Here is a 17,745-nt window from a genome sequence, read left to right on the forward strand (position 1 = left end):
TTGCATGATTGGTAGAAGGTTGATTCAATGGTGGCATCAAAGGAGGTGCCGCTGATGAGTGATCTGTTTATGTTGAGCAAGGCGCAGATGCGCCGGATAGAGCCATATTTCCCGTTATCGCACGGAGTTCCGAGAGTTGATGACCGGCGTGTATTGAGTGGCATTGTCTTCGTGATCCGTAATGGGTTGCGTTGGCGCGATGCCCCTGCAGCCTATGGCCCTCATAAGACGATCTATAATCGCTTTATCCGCTGGAGCCGTATGGGTGTGTTCAACAAGATATTCTCTGCTCTGGCAGCTACCAGCGATGCCGATGACGTGCTGATGATTGATGCCACGCACTTGAAAGCGCATCGCACCGCTGCCAGCCTTTTAAAAAAGGGTCTGTTTCCAGATATATCGGAAGAACGAAGGGCGGCTTAAACTCCAAGCTCCATGCCGTGTGTGACGGGTCAGGCAGGCCGTTGGTCCTGTGTTTAAGCGAAGGGCAGATGAGCGATCATATCGGTGCAAAGCTCACATATTCCGCGCTACCCGATCATGCCCTCTGCATGATCGGGGACAAAGGCTATGACAGCGACGAGTATCGCGCCGCCCTGCAGGCCAAAGGCATCACGCCGTGCATCCCGCCGCGAAAGGGACGGATATTACCCGCTGACTTCGACAAAACCCTCTACCGGCAACGTCACAAAATCGAGAATATGTTCGGACGCATCAAGGACTGGAGGCGTATCCACACCCGCTATGACCGATGCGCACATACCTTCATGTCCGCCATCGCAATCGCAGCTACCGTCATCTTCTGGCTCAGTTAATGAGTCCTGACCCTACATTGTCGTCGAAGGTTTCGGCTTCCTGCGCTGCGTCCTGCGCAAAAGCGGGGGTGGTCATGGCAGTGCTACACAGTGCGGCCATGAGGATTTTGTTGATCATTTTCATATTTACTCTCCCGTTATACTTGCTTCCGTTGTCGCCAATTTCCTGGGGGGGATGGCTTGTATTTACGTCAGCTGTGCTTGCGTCAGTCGATTAATTGCGCCATTAAATCAAGCGGAGACGGGCAGATAAGGGGCGATTCCACCGCAGACGTTGCAAATATGTAACAATCGCTGGGGATCATAAGAGCGGAAATCGGCCTTTGCCCGCGGGAGGGATGAAAAAATGACACATAGAATGTCTGTATTGGTCGTACTGGGCGCGCTGATCAGCGGCTGCTCTGCCGACAAAGATGCAAGCGCCGAAGCGGAAATCGCGCTGGCTCCGGGTGAAACCTACGGAGAAGAAGCCAATCCGGACCGCAATGTCTATTTCGGCGACCTCCATATCCACACCAAGAACAGTTTCGACGCCTATATTTTCAACATCCGCACCTCGCCGGATGATGCCTATGAATTCGGCATGGGCGGCACGATAAAACATCCGCTCGGCTATGATCTGAAGCTGGAAGGCCCGCCGCTCGACTTCATGGCGGTGACCGATCATGCAGCCTATCTCGGCCATCTCGAAGCGATGAACACCGCCGGCACGCCATTATCCCGGCTCGACATCGCCAAGCAGATGTTCAGCACCGATCCGGACAAGATTATCGAGGCTTTCCAGCTGATCGGTGGAGCCGTCCGCGACGGCCGCAAGATGGACGGCGTCTATGATCCTGCCATCGTCGGGAATGTCTGGCAGCAGATAATCGATTCTGCAAAGAAATATAACAAGCCCGGCAAGTTCACCACCTTCGCCGGCTATGAATATACAGCGGTTCGCGTCACCCGTGGCGAAGACGGGGGCTTTGCCGGCGGCAATTTGCACCGCAACGTCATATTCCGCGATTCTGCTCCCGCCATGCCCTTTGCCACGGTGGATTCGACCAATCCGGAGGATCTGTGGTCCTGGATGGACGACCAGCGCGAGGCCGGCAATGACGCGATGTCGATCCCGCACAACAGCAATGTCTCGGACGGCGAGATGTTCAAGATGGAAACCTATAACGGCCAGCCGCTGACCAAGGCCTATGCAGAAAAACGGATCCGCAACGAGCCGATTGTCGAAATCACCCAGGTCAAGGGCACGTCGGAAACCCATCCGTCGCTGTCGCCCAATGACGAGTGGGCCGATTTCGAAATCTACGACAAATTGCTGAGCTCGATGGTCACGTCCAGGACCAGCGAAGGCGATTATGTGCGACAGGCGATCGCCAACGGGCTGAAACTGACCCTGGAAATCGGTGCCGACCCGTTTCATTTCGGTTTCATCGGTTCCAGCGACACCCATGTCGCCGGCGGTTCGTTCGACGAGAAGAATTTCTGGTCGAAAATCGGCATCGTCGACGGATCGCCCGAATCGCGGGGCTCGATCCCGCCTGGCGGCAAGAAGAGCTGGCAAGGCATTACCGTCGATCCCCGTGCAGCGAGCTGGTTCTCGCGATGGAGCGCCTCTGGCTATGCCGCGGTCTGGGCAGAACAAAACAGCCGTGAGGCGATTTTCGATGCGATGCGGCGCAAGGAAACCTATGCAACCACCGGCACACGCATAAAATTGCGCTTTTTCGGCGGCTTCGGCTTTGACGAGAAAATGCTCGATGATCCGGAAATGGTCAGCAAGGCCTATAGAGACGGTGTCCCGATGGGCGGCGATCTGGTCGGCAACAAGACGCCCGGCTTCATCATCTGGGCTATGCGCGACGCGATGAGCGCGCCACTGCAACGCCTGCAGGTCATCAAGGTCTGGACCGATGGCGGCGAGGCGAAAGAGAAAGTCTTTGATGTCGCCTGCAGCGATGGCGGCGCGCCCGACGCAAATTTCCGCTGCCCCGACAATGGCGCGAAAGTGGATCTGGCAGATTGTTCGATTTCCGCTGACAAGGGCGCTCCGGAACTGAAGACCTTCTGGCGCGATCCCGAGCACAAGGCGGGCCAGCGGGCCTCTTATTATGTGCGGGTGCTGGAAAATCCGGTTTGCCGCTGGTCGACATGGGATGCGTTGCGGGCGGGCGTCGCGCCCAATCCCGCGCTGGCCAAGACGATCCAGGAACGCGCCTGGTCTTCGCCAATCTGGTATGTGCCAACCGCCTGATTCGACAGGATATATGACGTGAAAATCTTTCGTGATCCGATCACGCATTTTGTCCTGATCGGACTGGCGCTGGTCGCCATCAACCACTTCTGGACCGTCTGGCAGGGCGAGCAGGGCCGGACAATCGTCGTGAGTGCGGCAGAAATCGACCGGCTGGAGAAAATCTGGGCGGGCACGGCGGGACGGCTGCCGACCGGCGAGGACCGGCAGCAGATCATCGACCAATATGTGCAGGAAGAGGTTCTGGTCCGCGAAGCAGGCCGACTGGGTCTGGGTGAAGGCGACACGATCATCCGGCGGCGGCTGGCGCAGAAAATGGACTTTCTGGTCGGCGATGAAGCCGCAGCGGACGACCCCACGGATGCCGAGCTGGAACGCTGGTTCAACGACCATCGCGACCGTTTTGCCGCACCGGAAATGCGCAGCTTTACCCATGTCTATTTCAGTCCCGAAAAACACGGATCACGGATCGAATCGATAGCCGAAGCCGCGCGCGTCCGGCTGCTATCCGGGGCAGACTGGAAATCGCTCGGTGATCCGTTCATCCAGAAGCGCAGCTATGCCGCGGTGCCCGAGCGGGAAGTCGGGCGGTTGTTCGGACCGGAATTTGCTGCGGCCATATTCAAACTGAAGGCCGGGACATGGAGCGCGCCGGTCGGCTCCGCCTTCGGCCTGCATCTCGTCCGCATCGAGGCCATCGACAATGCCGCGCAGGCGCGTTTCGAACCGATCCGCGCCGAAGTTCTGGCCGCCTGGCAGGACGAGCAGCGCAGCGATGCGAAACGCGCCGCGCTGGGGAAGCTGATCGGCAAATATGAAGTGGTGGTCGAAAACGAGCCATGACGCGCCCGCCCGTATCAGCCTCCTCGAAGTTGCAGAACCGGCTGAGCGGCGCTTGCTGGTTATGGCCTATTCTGCTTATCGCACTCTGCCTGTTATTGGCGGTCAGTCCGGCAGCGGCCCATGAAATCCGTCCGGCTGCGCTGGAGCTGACCGAACAGGCCGAAGGCACGGTCGCGGTGATCTGGAAACAGCCGGTCCTTTCGGGCCGCAAGCTGAGGATGCGGCCCGTCCTGCCCGCCCAATGCGCTCCGCCCGAGCAGACGCAGCAGGAATTTACCGGCACGGCGACTATCGAGAGCTGGCAGACGGCCTGCCGCCTTGACCGCGGCGAAGTCAGGATCGAGGGGCTTGAACAGACGCTGACCGATGTTTTTGTCCGCCTTAAATTTGCCGACGGGCGCGAGCAGACGCGGGTCCTGCGTCCGGCCAGCACCGCTTTTTCGTTGGACGCACAGACCAGTGATTCCCCCGCCAGCGCCTATCTGCGGATCGGCGCGGAACATATGCTGTTCGGCTGGGATCATCTATTGTTCGTTCTCGGCCTGTTGCTGCTCACGCCGGTGCGCCGGATATTCTGGGTCGTCACCGCCTTTACCGCCGGCCACAGCCTGACCTTGGCCATCACCGCTCTCGGCCTGTTCCGTCTGCCGAGCGAACCGGTCGAGCTGCTGATTGCCCTCAGCATATTCTTTCTCGCGGTAGAGGTCGTGCGCAAACGGTCCGGCAAGACCAGCCTGACAATCCGCCAGCCCTGGATTGTCGCCGCCGCTTTCGGGCTGCTGCACGGACTGGGTTTTGCCGGCGCGCTGGCCGACATCGGCCTGCCCAAAGGCCAAGAGATATGGGCGTTGCTATTGTTCAATCTGGGCGTGGAAATCGGCCAGATCCTGTTCGTCGCGACCATATTGGCCGGTTACTGGCTGATCGGTCGCCTGCCGGTTGACCGACAAATATGGCTGACCCGCCCTGCTCTTTACCTGGTCGGTTCGCTCGGCGCTTATTATACGCTGACGCGGATATTGGTATGATGGGAGAGGCCGGACACGCCGGCCTCTCCCATCAATATGGAAACACCGCAGGATGGAAGCAGTCCTAGAATTTGCTGCGCAAGGTCAGTCCGTAGCTGCGCGGCTCCTGAACGAAGACCGATTGCGAACCGGAGCGCAGGATTGTCGCAAAGGTGACGCCACGGGTCACTTCATTGGTCAGATTGGTCACAAAGGCCTCAATCCCCCAGGACTCGTCCTGACTACCGATACCCGCGCGCAGATTGATCTTGATATTGCTGTCCTGCACGACAAACGGAAGCGGCTTCTCCGCGGCCAGATCTGTGGTGTCGATCGCCTGGGTCGACGTGCGGCGATCACCCTCGAACCGGACCTGCGCGTTCAGGAAATATTCGAGATTTGCGCCGATGTCATTGCCATAGGTGGCACCCGCAATACCGACATAGTCCGGAGCGTTGGTGAGCGAATTGCCGCAAAGAGCCAGCACATTGACCGTGGTCTGGGTGCCGGCACAATCATCCGGATAACGGGCATCGGTGAAGGTCAGCGCGGCGTTGACCGTGAAATGATCGCTCGGCCGAAGCATCGTTTCGATCTCGACGCCCTGAGAAACGGCCTTGGGAACATTGAAGGGGCGAAATTGCGTGCCGGTATATTCGAGAATCTGGAAGTTGGTAAATTCCTCCCGGAAAGCCGCCAGATTCAAGGTCACGCCATTGTCGAGGAATTTTGCTTTCAGACCAATTTCATAGGAATCGACCTCTTCCGACTGAAAGCGCGGATCGGCACCCCCGGCTGTCGCGGTCGAATCGAGATTTATGCCCCCCGATTTATAGCCGTGGGTAAAGCTGGCATAGATATTGACCGGATCAGCGAAGGCATAAGACAATTTTCCGGTATAGATCAGCTCGCTGTCACTGAACTTGCTGCTGAACGTGCGCGGTGTCGGCAAAACGGCAGCGAAAGGCGCATCGGCCGGAGCGGTCAGGGCAAAGCAACCGAAGGCAAATAACGCATTTTGTAGCGAAGCCGGCAGGCCGCTCAATGGTCCGCCAGGGGAAAGCTGCCCCACCACCGCCGGACAGACCGAATTATCGGTGCCGCCACTGGCAAAGCTCCCTCCCTTGCTTTCGTCCGAATAGCGAAGACCGATGGTCAGCTTTAGCCCGTCGGCCACTTCCAGAACATTATGCGTGAAGATCGACCAGCTTTCGCTATTTTGCGCATAAAGATTGGTATTGGTGATGGCTGCCGGATCGAAGCCGGTGATATTCTGCAAGGGCGTGGCGCCGAAGAATATCGGGCTTAGCGGGTTGAGCGTAGCGCCGCCGGTCGCGCCGGCGAGCGTGGCTCCGACCACCTGATCATAATTGTCCCCCAGAGCCAGGGACAGCTCCTGCGTAATGTCTTCACGGGAGTAATAGCCACCAACCAGCCAGTTCAGCGCACCGCCGAACAGATCGCCCTGGACCCGCAATTCGTGGGTCATGGTGTCAATCGCCGTGCGGTTACCGGTCACGTTGAACAGATCGAGATCCGAGAAATCATTATCATAGGCCTCGGTCGCATCATATTCGCGATAGGAACCGATATAGGTCAGATTGGCGCTGTCGCCGAACGGCACTTCGACTTCTCCGGTAATGCCCCACTGGTCGAACCGCGTTTCGGGTGCGAAACTGGCGGTGGCAATCAGATTGTCGGCCGCGATTTCCGCCGTGGTCGTGTCGAACGGATCGAGCGCGACGTCCGGGCCGGCCATGCCGCCCCGGGGTCCCAGCCCGACAGCCGCGAACAGGCCGGCGGTTTCGAGCGGTGACTGCAACACTTCAATCGCGGCGCAGCAACCCGCCGTGCTCTTCGAATGGTCGGCGATCAGCCTTCCCGTGATGCCGCCATCGGTTTCAAAGCCGAGCTGACCGCGAACAAGATATTGGTCTGTGCCGTTCGAATCGCCGATCTTGGTACCGCTGCCGTCGACCACGGTCACATAGCCGTCGCGTTCGCGATAGGCACCGGTGACACGGAGCGCCAGCTGGCCCTCGACGATCGGCACGTTCACCGCTCCTTGCACGCCCATCAGGTCGCGATTGCCATAGGTCGCGTTGGCAAAGCCGCCGAACGCGTCGAGGTCCGGCCGTGTGTTGATGATGCTCAGGGCACCGGCAGACGTATTCCGTCCAAACAGCGTCCCTTGCGGACCGCGCAGGATTTCAACCCGTTCGACATCGACAAGTTCGGAAAGCGCGACACCGGGACGCGACTGATAGGCGCCGTCGATGAAAATGCCGACGGCCGATTCAAATCCGATATTGTTGGAGGTCGTGCCGACCCCGCGGATCCGCAGCACCACCGAACCCGAGGCCAGCTGGGCATTGGATACCGAGTAGCTGGACGATATATTGGTTATCTGACCGATATTGGCGACGCCCTGGCGATCAAGTTCGACCGGGCCGACCGCGGTAACCGCCAGGGGGATATTCTGGACATCTTGCGAGCGGCGGGTTGCCGTGACGATGATTACATTGTCGTCGAAAGTTTCGGCTTCCTGCACATTGTCCTGGGCGATCGCCGGAGTCGTCAGGGCGGTTGCGCAAAGCGCGGCCGCGAGCAATTTATTGACTTCGTTCACTAATATTCTCCAGTTTGAAGCACTGTCGTTTATGTTTGATGGCGCAGAGAGGGGGATGGATTCCCCCCTTAGGGCGATTTCCTTGCCGAACCTTTACCATGGACAATCAATCGAACTCCGGCACGGGACCAACCGCGAGCCGCGGCGACGGAATATGCCGGTCGCCCTGGCCCTGCACAGAAGGTTCGCGCTGTTGCCGTTCGATGCCGGACAACCAAAGGATGGGGGACAATGGCGCAGCTGTCGCCCGCACGGGCCGGCGGGCATGAGATTTTCAACCTGAAATCGCTCTTGGCGACCTCCCCCATCACCGCTAGAGGAAGGGGAAACATAAATTTAAGGACCATCAATGCCCCAACTCATCCTGCTCCGTCACGGCCAGTCACAATGGAATCTCGAAAACCGCTTCACCGGCTGGTGGGATGTCGATGTTACCGAAAAGGGCGTAGAGGAAGCCAAGGCGGCCGGACAGCTGATGAAGGAACGCGGGATCGATCCGAATGTCTGTTTCACCAGCGTCCAGACGCGGGCGATCAAGACGCTCAATCTCGCGCTGGAAGAAATGGGCCGCCTCTGGCTGCCGGTCGAGAAAAACTACCGGCTCAACGAGCGCCACTACGGCGGCCTCACCGGTCTCAACAAACAGGAAACCCGCGACAAGCATGGCGACGAGCAGGTCCATATCTGGCGGCGCAGCTTTGACACGCCGCCGCCACCGATGGCGTCGGACAGCCCCTATCAGATGTCGAGCGACCCGCGGTACAAAGGCATCGAGGTTCCTTCGACCGAAAGCCTGAAGGACACGATCGCACGGGTGCTGCCTTACTGGAAAAGCCGGATCGCACCGGAATTGCAAAATGGCAAAAAAGTCCTGATCTCGGCCCATGGCAACAGCCTGCGCGCGCTGGTCAAGCATCTCTCGAAAATTCCGGATGACGAGATTACCGGTCTGGAAATTCCGACCGGCCAGCCGATTATCTATGAACTGGATGATGATCTGAACGAGATCGAACGCTATTATCTTTCCGAACGATAGGCTGGCGGGGCGATAGCCCCGGTCCCTATTCCGGCTTGTCCTTGGCGCGGTACATAGCGGCGTCGGCGCGGGACATCAGGCCGTCCGTCGTATCCTTGGGGCCGATGAAACAATAGCCGATGGAGGCGGACAGCGGCAGTTTTCTGCCTTCATGGCTGATATTCTCCTTGGCCAGTTGCTGGAGGAGAAAGTCTATCTTGTCCGCCACCTGGTCGCCGTTCAGATTGTCGAGCAGCAGGCCGAATTCATCACCGCCGATCCGGGCAACCACATCTGTCGTCCGGGTATGGGTTTTCAATATTTCGGCCAGCCGCACCAGCAGGGCGTCTCCGGCAGCATGGCCATGTTCGTCGTTGATCGCCTTCAATTTGTCGACGTCGAGGAACAGCACCGCACAATTGTCGCCATATCGCCGACATCGCGCGACGCGATCCTCAAGGCTTTCAACAAAAAGGCGGCGGTTTGAAAGTCCGGTAAGCACATCATTATAGGCGTGCAGCTTCATTTCAGCGAGATCCTCTTTCAGTGCAACTATTTCCTGCTCCAATATAACGCAGTTGGCGCAATGTTGATCATTGCTTGCTCTTTGCTGTCGCATTTTATTTGTGATTCCCAGGCCCTGTGCGCATATATATTTATATATATTTGAAAGCACAACAGGATTATTCCCTTTCACTGTGCCAGAGAAGCGGCGGTGGCGGCAAGCGATTATCGTCCGGAAATATCCCATTGGCCGGGGCTGGACTTGTCACCACGAAAATTCAAAACCCCCATATGTGTCATTGCGTCCGCACCATTTCATGACTAAACCGCATTGCTTCCGTAGCATTGTCAGGGACGAAAATGGCCGAAGCATCTCCTCCTGTTGGTATTATCATGGGCAGCCAGTCCGACTGGGCAACGATGAAGCTCGGCAGCGACATATTGGATCAGTTGCAGGTGCCGCACGAACAGAAGATCGTGTCCGCGCACCGCACCCCTGGCCGGCTCTATGACTATGCGACATCAGCGGCCGAACGCGGGTTACAGGTGATCATCGCCGGTGCCGGTGGCGCCGCCCATTTGCCCGGCATGGTGGCCTCGATGACCCGGGTACCGGTGCTCGGCGTGCCTATCCAGTCGAAGGCGCTGAGCGGCATGGACAGCCTGCTCTCGATCGCGCAAATGCCCGCGGGAATCCCGGTCGGCACATTGGCGATCGGCGACGCGGGCGCAAAAAATGCCGCGCTGCTGGCAGCCGCAATTCTGGCCAATAGTGACCCGGCGCTGGCCGAAAGGCTGGAGGCTTGGCGCGCGGCCCAGACCGAAGCCGTCGCCGATGAGCCGGAATAAGCAGACGCCATGAAGACACTTGCTCCCGGATCCACCATCGGCATTTTGGGCGGCGGCCAGCTCGGCCGGATGCTGGGCGTCGCAGCAGCACAGCTCGGCTATCGCTGTCACATCTATGCGCCGAACAGCAACAGCGTGGCGGCAGAAGTCTCGGCCGAATTCACTTGCGCGGAAGATGACGACATTGCCTCGCTGACGCATTTTGCCGAGGCCTGCGACGTCATCACCTTCGAGTTCGAGAACGTACCCGTCGATCCGCTGCACCAGATCGAAGCCTGCGCGCCGCTCCATCCGCCGATTGCCGCGCTGGATATCGCGCAGAACCGGGTTGCGGAGAAGAATTTCGCCCGCGAGCATGGCGGCACCACGGCGCCATTTGCCGAAGTGACCGACCGGGCCGGGCTGAACAAGGCGATCGCCGAAATTGGCGCGCCCGCGATCCTCAAGACCATTCGGATGGGCTATGACGGCAAGGGCCAGTCGCGCATCCGTCCGGGTGACGATCTCGACCAGCATTGGGACGCCGTCGCCCAGCAACCTTGCGTCGCCGAAGGCTTTGTCACCTTCGACCATGAATTTTCGGTGATATTGGTGCGCGCCCGGAATGGCGAGATCCGCTTCTGGGATACGCCGCACAATATCCATGTCGACGGCATATTGTCGGTTTCCAGCGCGCCCGCTCCAACAGAGATATTGGAACAGCAGGACGGTGCCCGCGCGCTTGCTGCAAAAATGGCCGAGGCCATGGATTATGTCGGCGTGCTGACCTGCGAATTTTTCGCCACCAGCGACGGCCCCGTCTTCAATGAAATGGCGCCGCGCGTCCACAACAGCGGCCATTGGACGATCGAGGGTGCGGTCACCAGCCAGTTCGAAAATCACATCCGGGCGATTTGCGGACTGCCGCTGGGCGACACCGGACTGGCGGCGGCAAAGGTCGAGATGCACAATCTGATCGGCGCGCAGGCCGACGACTGGCAGGACCTGCTATCCGACGGCGCCAACCACCTTCATCTCTACGGCAAGGGCGAGAGCCGGCCGGGTCGCAAAATGGGTCATGTCACCAAATTATATTTCTAATTTGCAGTCCGCCGGAACTGCGCTAGGCGTCGCCCATGAACCATCCTGAAATCATTCTCTTTCTAGCCCGCGCCGACAATGGCGTGATCGGCGACGGCGACACCATCCCCTGGCGCCTGCCCGAAGATCAGAGACGGTTCAAGCAGATGACCATGGGCAAGCCGATGATCATGGGCCGCAAGACGTTTGACAGCCTGCCAGGGATGTTGCCCGGACGCCGCCATATCGTGCTGACCCGCGACAAGAGCTGGGACGGCGACGGCGCGGAGATTGCCGGCAGCATCGAGCAGGCTCTGAAAATGGCAAACGCGCCCCATATCGCGGTGATCGGCGGTGCGGAGATTTACGCGGCCTTTCTCGACAAGGCCGACCGGATCGAACTGACCGAGGTGCATGCCAGGCCAAAGGGCGATACCAAGATGCCGGCCTTCGACAAAGCCCGGTGGGAAGAAATTGCGCGCGAAGATCACGAGGCGAAAAATGACAAGCCGGCCTTCAGCTTCGTCACGCTGAAAAGGAAAATTGGGTGAAGAAATTCCTGCTGGCGCTGTTGGGGCTTGTCGGAATTTTACTCGCCGCCTTTCTGATTTTCGCGCCGGCCGAGTTCGAGAAGCAGACCAATATGGTCGATGGCAAGCCGCTACCGGAGATCCGCCCCGAGGCGCAGAAATTGCACGACAGCCTGATGATCGTCGACCTGCACGGCGACACCTTGCTGTGGAAGCGCAAGATTACCGACAGCGTCGATCGTGGCCATATCGATCTCGACCGGCTGCAGGCGGGCAATATCGGGCTGCAGATTTTCTCCAGCGTGACCAAGACGCCGAAGGGGCAGAATTACGACAGCAACAGCGGCGATACGGATAATATCACCCTGCTGGCGATCACCCAGATGCAGCCGGTGCGGACCTGGTTCTCGCTGCTGGAGCGGCAACTCTATCATGCGCAGAAGCTGGACCGCGCGGTCGCCGTGTCGGAGGGCGCGATGTTGCCGATCGGCCAGCCCGGCCATCTTGACACGCTCGCGGCTGCGCGGAATCAATTAGACGGCCCGATTGGTGTATTATTCTCCGCCGAAGGCCTGCAGACGCTGGAGGGCGAGCGGGCCAATCTGAAAAAGCTCTATGCCGCGGGCATGCGCATGGCGGGGCTGGTGCATTTTTTCGACAATGAGCTGGCCGGATCGATGCACGGTATCAAAAAGGGCGGGCTTACCGATTTTGGCCGGACTATTGTCCGCGACATGGAAGACTTGGGGATGATCGTCGATATCGCCCATTCGAGCCACGCCACGGTCGCCGAAATCCTGAAAATGGCCAGACGTCCGGTGGTCTCCAGCCATGGCGGTGTGCAGGCGGTGTGCGGGGTCAATCGCAATCTGACCGATGAAGAGATTAAGGGTGTCGCCGCAACCGGCGGGGTCATTGGTCTGGGCTATTGGGACGGCGCCATGTGCAACACCAATCCGGCAACCGTGGCAAAGGCAGCGAAGCATGTACGCGATCTGGTCGGCATCGAGCATGTTGCGCTGGGCAGCGATTTTGACGGCGCGGTAACCACGCGCTTTGACACCAGCGGCGTTGTGCAGATCACCCAGGCGTTGATGGACGCCGGCTTCAGCGAGGCGGAAATCCGCGCAGTGATGGGGCTGAATGCGCTGCGGGTAATCCGGCAGGGGCTTGTACCTTTGTCTCAGGCCGTCACCCCGACAAAGGCTGGGGGTCAATCCGATAGCGATGCTCGCACTTCGGATGCGGGTTAGATGCCAGCCTGCGCTGGCATGACGAGTTTGTTGAAACATGCGAAGAAACCCGCAATAGCGATTCGATGATCAGACTGAACGGAAAAGACCGGATCGAAGGCGAGCTGCGCGGGGCGATCATTGCGCTGGGCAATTTCGACGGCTTTCATTTCGGCCATCAGGCGGTGGCCGGCAAGGCGCTGAACTGGGCGCGGGACGAGGGTCGTCCGGCGATCATTGCGACATTCGATCCGCATCCGGTGCGCTTTTTCAAGCCCGATGTTGCACCCTTTCGCCTGACCAGCCTCGATCAGCGCCAGCGGCTGTTCGCCGATGCGGGCGCGAGTGCGATGCTGGTCTTCGCATTTGACGCGGGTCTGGCAGCCACCACGGCAGAGGATTTTATTGCCAAGCTGCTGGTCGAACGCTTCGGCGCGGCCGGCGTGGTCACCGGAGCGGATTTTACCTTTGGCAAGGGCGCGAAAGGCAATATCGACGTATTACGCGAAGTCGGCGCGGCGCATGGACTGAAAAGCGAAGCGGTCAGCGCGGTCAGCGACAGCGATGATGTCATCTCCTCCAGCCGCATCCGCGCGGCGCTGAAAGAAGGCCATTGCGAGGAAGCGGGCCGCCTGCTCACCCGCCCTTTTGCGATACAGGGCGAGGTCATCCACGGCGACAAGAATGGCCGGATATTGGGCTATCCCACCGCCAATATCGACATCGGTCAATATCTGCGTCCTAAATATGGCATCTATGCGGTCAAGGGGCGCCTGCCCGACGGCCGCGTGCTGAACGGCGCGGCCAATCTGGGCATACGCCCCAGCTTCGACCCGCCGAAGGAATTGCTCGAGCCCTTTTTCTTTGATTTCAGCGAAGATCTTTACGGCCAGACGATCGAGGTGGAACTGCACCATTTCCTGCGCGGCGAGCAGAAGTTCGATGATCTCGACGCGCTGAAGGTCCAGATGGAAAAGGATTGCGACAAGGCGAAAGAGCTGCTGGCTTGAGCCACCTTTCGTCATTGCGAGCGCAGCGAAGCAATCCAGAACGCCACTCGCCGCACTGGATTGCCACGGGCTTCCAGCCCTCGCAATGACGAGCAGATTGCAAGGCTCGCGCGTGGCACAAATCCCGCTTGCACCCAAGGCCCGCGTCCCCTAATCCCCGCGATCATGACCGATCCCAAAGCAGATTATAAAGACACGGTTTTCCTGCCGAAAACCGATTTCCCGATGAAAGCCGGCCTTGCGCAAAAGGAACCGGCGATACTGGAGCGCTGGCAGAATATTGGTCTCTATGAAAAGCTGCGCGAAGCCCGCGCCGGTCGCGAGAAATTCATCCTTCACGATGGCCCGCCTTATGCCAATGGCAATATCCATATCGGCCACAGCCTCAACAAGACGCTGAAGGATCTGGTCGTCCGCTCGCAGAGCCTGCTCGGCAAGGACGCGCCTTATGTGCCCGGCTGGGATTGTCACGGCCTGCCGATCGAGTGGAAGATCGAGGAACAATATCGCAAGAAAAAGCGCAACAAGGACGAGGTTCCGGCCAGCGAATTCCGCGCCGAATGCCGGACCTATGCCGACAATTGGGTCAATGTGCAGCGCGAGGAGTTCAAGCGGCTCGGCGTCTTGGCGCAGTGGGACAAGCCCTATCTGACGATGGACTATGACGCCGAAGCGGCGATTGTCACCGAATTGCTGAAATTCGCCGAAGCGGGCCAGCTCTATCGCGGCGCCAAGCCGGTGATGTGGTCGCCGGTCGAAAAAACCGCGCTGGCCGAAGCCGAGGTGGAATATGAGGATATCGTCTCGACGCAGATTGATGTGGCGTTCGAGATTGTTGATGCGCCGAACGCGCCGGAACTACAAAAGTATATTGATCACGGCGATGGAATATATGCCGTCATCTGGACCACAACACCTTGGACTATCCCGGTCAATCAGGCACTCGCTTATGGCGCAGATGTTGAATACGTTGTGTGCGATCTAAACTACAACGCAATAGCACCAGAAAATAGCCAGCCTCACGCAGGAACAGTTGCGACAATCGAAGCTGCCGAGGCAGGAGGCCTTCCAGTTGGCGATGTGCAGCTTTTGGTTGCCCGCCATCTCGTCGAAGAACTGCAAAAGCGACTCAACCTGCAACTAAGCAAGTTAGATATACCTTCTACACAAGCGATTAATCCGTCCATCGAGCTGTCTTATCCACCAGTTGGTATCAAGCCACCTTTTGACAAAAAGTATTACGTATTCAAAGGCTCCCAACTCGCCGGCGCCACAGCAAAACACGCGATGGCGGACAAATTCCCGGACAGCGAATTCTACACCAAGCCGCGCCCGTTTCTCGATGGCTCAAGCTTCGTGACCACCGATGCGGGTACGGGCCTCGTCCATATGTCGCCCGACCATGGCGAGGATGATTTCGATCTGTGCAAGGCCAATGGCATCAATCCGGTGTTCGCGGTCGATGCCGACGGTGTCTATCGCGACGACTGGGCCTGGCTGCCGCGCGGGGACGAGCGCGCCGGCGGGGTGATCAACAAGAATTTCAACGGCCCGCAAGGCCCGATCTGTTCGGACCTGCGCGACGCGGGTGCGCTGTTGTCGGCCAGCGCCGATTTCAAGCATAGCTATCCGCATAGCTGGCGTTCGAAGGCGAAGATTATTTACCGCTGCACGCCGCAATGGTTTGTGCCGATGGACAGGCCTCTTCCTGAAGGCATCTCGACTGCGCTCGATGCGAACGGGACTGGGGGCCAAACAACACCGTTCGTGTCGAGCGAAGTCGAGACACAGGTGGGACACGCACAAGGCATCTCTGCCACCCTCCGCGATGTCGCGCTCGACGAGATCCGTAACAAGGTCCGCTTCGTACCGGAACGCGGACGTCGCCGTCTCGAATCGATGGTCGAGGGCCGTCCCGACTGGGTGCTCTCCCGCCAGCGCGCCTGGGGCGTGCCGATTGCGCTTTATGTCGACCGCAAGAGCGGCGAATATCTCAACGACCCCGCCGTAAACGCGCGGATCATCGCAGCGTTCAAAGCCGGCGGAGCCGATGCCTGGTTCAACGCCGACCATCAGGAATTTCTTGGCAACGCCTATGCGCTCGACGATTATGAGGTGATCACCGATATTCTCGACGTCTGGTTCGACAGCGGCTGCACCCATGCCTTTGTGCTGGAAAGCGGCAAATGGCCGGAGCAGCAGAGCCCCGCCGACCTCTATCTGGAAGGCAGCGATCAGCATCGCGGCTGGTTCCAGTCGAGCCTGCTCGAAAGCTGCGGCACCAGAGGCCGCGCGCCCTACAAGGCGGTGCTGACCCACGGTATGACGCTGGACAAGACCGGCAAGAAAATGTCGAAGTCGCTCGGCAACACGCTTGATCCGAAGAAAATCATCGATGTGCAGGGCGCGGACATATTGCGGCTGTGGGCGGCGAGCGTCGATTTTACCGAGGATCACCGGATCGGCGATGAAATCCTGAAAGGGGTTTCGGACAGCTATAGGAAATTGCGCAACACCTTCCGCTATATGCTCGGCGGCCTCGGCGACTTTACCGATGCCGAGCGCGTGGCGGTGGCCGACATGCCGGAGCTGGAACGCTATATCCTGCACAGGCTGGCCGAGGTGGATGCGGAGCTGAAGCAGCATGTGAATGACTTTGCCTTCGGGCCCTATATGCGGACGCTGAACGCCTTCGCGCAGGAGGATCTCAGCGCCTTCTTCTTCGATATCCGCAAGGATTGTCTCTATTGCGACGCGCCGGATGATCCGAAGCGCATGGCCTATCGCACGGTGATGGACATTTTATTCCACGCGTTGACGCGCTATATCGCGCCGGTGCTGGTGTTTACCGCCGAGGAAATCTGGCAGAGCCGGTTCCCGGATGAGGAGGATAGTATCCATCTCAAGGAATGGCCTGATTTCAAGGCGCTCACTACAGGTCATCCCAGCGAAGGCTGGGACCCAAATCAATCGACGAGCGGCTTGGACCCCAGCCTACGCTGGGGCGACGATGAGGTTGAGAAGTGGAACCTCGTCCGCGATGCCCGCGAAAAGGTGACCGAGGCGATTGAACCGTTGCGGCGGGAAAAGACCATCCGGTCAAGCCTGGAAGCAGAGATTGTCTATCCAATGGCCGACCTGCCGATCAGCACCGAAGAATTTGCCGAGCTGGCGATTGTTGCGGATGTCACAGATGGTGCGGAAATCGCCGTGACCAAGACCGACAACCACAAATGCGGCCGCTGCTGGCGTTTGCTTCCCGAGGTGGAAGAAGACGGCGAGCTTTGCGGGCGTTGTGCGGAGGTTTTGGCGTGAACGACACTCTCTCACCCGTCATCCTGAACTTGTTTCAGGACCTCCCGCGACAGAGCGCCAAGCCCGGCGGGATCCTGAAACGAGTTCAGGATGACGAAACTCTTATCAGGCTTGCATCATGACCGATAAAATCAAAAACTACCGCCGCATCGGCCTGGTCATCGCCTTTCTGATCTTCATCCTCGATCAGGCGAGCAAATTTGTCGTCATGCAATTGCTGCAGCTGCCGGCCAGAGGGCAGATCGAGCTGATCCCCTTTTTCAACCTGACCTGGGCCGAAAATTACGGGGTGTCGATGGGATTTTTGACCGCGTCATCCGATTTCCAGCGCTGGGCGCTGGTCGCGCTGACCGGTCTGATCGGCTTTGCCGTTTTCATCTGGATGAACCGGGAAAAGGCAAAATGGGATATTTTCGCTCTGGCCATGGTCCTCGGCGGAGCGATGGGCAATATCGTCGACCGCGCGCGGCTCGGCTATGTTGCCGACTTTGCCGATCTGCATATCGGCGAGTTCCGGCCCTTCCTGATTTTCAACCTCGCCGATGCCTGTATCAGCATCGGTGTGGTGATCCTGCTTGCACGGGCGCTGTTAATCCGCGAAAAGACGGATGAGACAAAAGAGGATGTTCAGCTTGACGAAAGTTGACCTGTGTCAGGAGCGCGCTATCAGGCTCCGTAAGAGATTT

Annotated in this window: 15 protein-coding genes; 12 read left to right on the forward strand and 3 right to left on the reverse strand. The window is 58.8% G+C overall.

Annotation, left to right across the window (positions count from 1 at the left end):
• The first annotated feature begins 54 nt into the window (after positions 1 to 54).
• Positions 55 to 815 (forward strand): IS5 family transposase gene (locus CHN51_RS01725; RefSeq protein ID WP_100095349.1). Its coding sequence is split into 2 segments (ribosomal slippage): positions 55 to 388 and positions 388 to 815, totalling 762 coding nucleotides; the frame shifts between segments, so codons are not numbered across the junction.
• Here the strand turns inward: CHN51_RS01725 and CHN51_RS20285 are convergent.
• Positions 808 to 939: a hypothetical protein gene (locus CHN51_RS20285; protein WP_276308612.1), complete on the reverse strand. Its 132-nt coding sequence runs from the start codon at positions 937 to 939 to the stop codon at positions 808 to 810. The genes CHN51_RS01725 and CHN51_RS20285 overlap by 8 nt on opposite strands.
• Before the next feature lie 222 nt (positions 940 to 1,161).
• On the opposite strand from CHN51_RS20285, the gene CHN51_RS01730 reads away from it, so the two are divergent.
• Genes CHN51_RS01730 through CHN51_RS01740 form a run of 3 tightly spaced genes read left to right on the forward strand, consistent with a single transcriptional unit; the run spans position 1,162 to position 4,937 of the window.
• Positions 1,162 to 3,066, forward strand: coding sequence for a DUF3604 domain-containing protein (locus CHN51_RS01730; RefSeq protein WP_100092469.1), 1,905 nt, complete (start codon positions 1,162 to 1,164; stop codon positions 3,064 to 3,066).
• Positions 3,067 to 3,084: 18 nt separating this feature from the next.
• On the forward strand, positions 3,085 to 3,909 hold the full coding sequence (locus CHN51_RS01735) for a peptidylprolyl isomerase (RefSeq protein WP_100092470.1): 825 nt from the start codon (positions 3,085 to 3,087) through the stop codon (positions 3,907 to 3,909).
• Positions 3,906 to 4,937: a HupE/UreJ family protein gene (locus CHN51_RS01740; RefSeq protein ID WP_100092471.1), complete on the forward strand. Its 1,032-nt coding sequence runs from the start codon at positions 3,906 to 3,908 to the stop codon at positions 4,935 to 4,937. Before CHN51_RS01735 ends, CHN51_RS01740 begins: the two co-directional genes overlap by 4 nt.
• 64 nt (positions 4,938 to 5,001) lie before the next feature.
• Here CHN51_RS01740 and CHN51_RS01745 read toward each other — a convergent pair whose 3' ends face one another.
• Positions 5,002 to 7,545, reverse strand: a complete 2,544-nt coding sequence (locus CHN51_RS01745; RefSeq protein ID WP_100092472.1) for a TonB-dependent receptor — start codon at positions 7,543 to 7,545, stop codon at positions 5,002 to 5,004.
• Between the two features lie 349 nt (positions 7,546 to 7,894).
• Between CHN51_RS01745 and gpmA the strand changes: the two genes are divergently transcribed.
• Positions 7,895 to 8,581, forward strand: coding sequence for a 2,3-diphosphoglycerate-dependent phosphoglycerate mutase (gpmA, locus tag CHN51_RS01750; RefSeq protein WP_100092473.1), 687 nt, complete (start codon positions 7,895 to 7,897; stop codon positions 8,579 to 8,581).
• Between the two features lie 25 nt (positions 8,582 to 8,606).
• On the opposite strand, the gene CHN51_RS01755 is transcribed toward gpmA, so the two are convergent.
• The gene (locus CHN51_RS01755; RefSeq protein WP_164088948.1) at positions 8,607 to 9,179 is read right to left on the reverse strand and encodes a GGDEF domain-containing protein; all 573 of its coding nucleotides are present in this window, start codon (positions 9,177 to 9,179) and stop codon (positions 8,607 to 8,609) included.
• Between the two features lie 245 nt (positions 9,180 to 9,424).
• Between CHN51_RS01755 and purE the strand changes: the two genes are divergently transcribed.
• The 7 genes from purE (at position 9,425) to lspA (ending at position 17,705) form a co-directional block, all read left to right on the forward strand.
• Positions 9,425 to 9,913, forward strand: coding sequence for a 5-(carboxyamino)imidazole ribonucleotide mutase (gene purE / locus CHN51_RS01760; RefSeq protein ID WP_100092475.1), 489 nt, complete (start codon positions 9,425 to 9,427; stop codon positions 9,911 to 9,913).
• Between the two features lie 9 nt (positions 9,914 to 9,922).
• Positions 9,923 to 10,993, forward strand: coding sequence for a 5-(carboxyamino)imidazole ribonucleotide synthase (locus CHN51_RS01765; protein ID WP_100092476.1), 1,071 nt, complete (start codon positions 9,923 to 9,925; stop codon positions 10,991 to 10,993).
• Positions 10,994 to 11,028: 35 nt separating this feature from the next.
• A complete protein-coding gene (locus CHN51_RS01770) occupies positions 11,029 to 11,523 on the forward strand; it encodes a dihydrofolate reductase (RefSeq protein WP_100092477.1) in 495 nt (164 codons plus the stop codon).
• On the forward strand, positions 11,520 to 12,755 hold the full coding sequence (locus CHN51_RS01775; protein ID WP_206169926.1) for a dipeptidase: 1,236 nt from the start codon (positions 11,520 to 11,522) through the stop codon (positions 12,753 to 12,755). The genes CHN51_RS01770 and CHN51_RS01775 overlap by 4 nt, the downstream gene beginning before the upstream one ends.
• Before the next feature lie 65 nt (positions 12,756 to 12,820).
• Positions 12,821 to 13,744, forward strand: a complete 924-nt coding sequence (locus CHN51_RS01780) for a bifunctional riboflavin kinase/FAD synthetase (protein ID WP_100092478.1) — start codon at positions 12,821 to 12,823, stop codon at positions 13,742 to 13,744.
• 165 nt (positions 13,745 to 13,909) lie between these two features.
• Positions 13,910 to 17,059: an isoleucine--tRNA ligase gene (locus CHN51_RS01785; protein WP_100092479.1), complete on the forward strand. Its 3,150-nt coding sequence runs from the start codon at positions 13,910 to 13,912 to the stop codon at positions 17,057 to 17,059.
• A 118-nt stretch (positions 17,060 to 17,177) separates the two neighbouring features.
• Positions 17,178 to 17,705 (forward strand): signal peptidase II, encoded by a 528-nt coding sequence (gene lspA / locus CHN51_RS01790; RefSeq protein ID WP_100092480.1) that lies wholly within the window; start codon positions 17,178 to 17,180, stop codon positions 17,703 to 17,705.
• Positions 17,706 to 17,745: the final 40 nt, after the last annotated feature.

The sequence above is a fragment of the Sphingorhabdus sp. YGSMI21 genome (assembly GCF_002776575.1).
GTDB lineage: Bacteria > Pseudomonadota > Alphaproteobacteria > Sphingomonadales > Sphingomonadaceae > Parasphingorhabdus.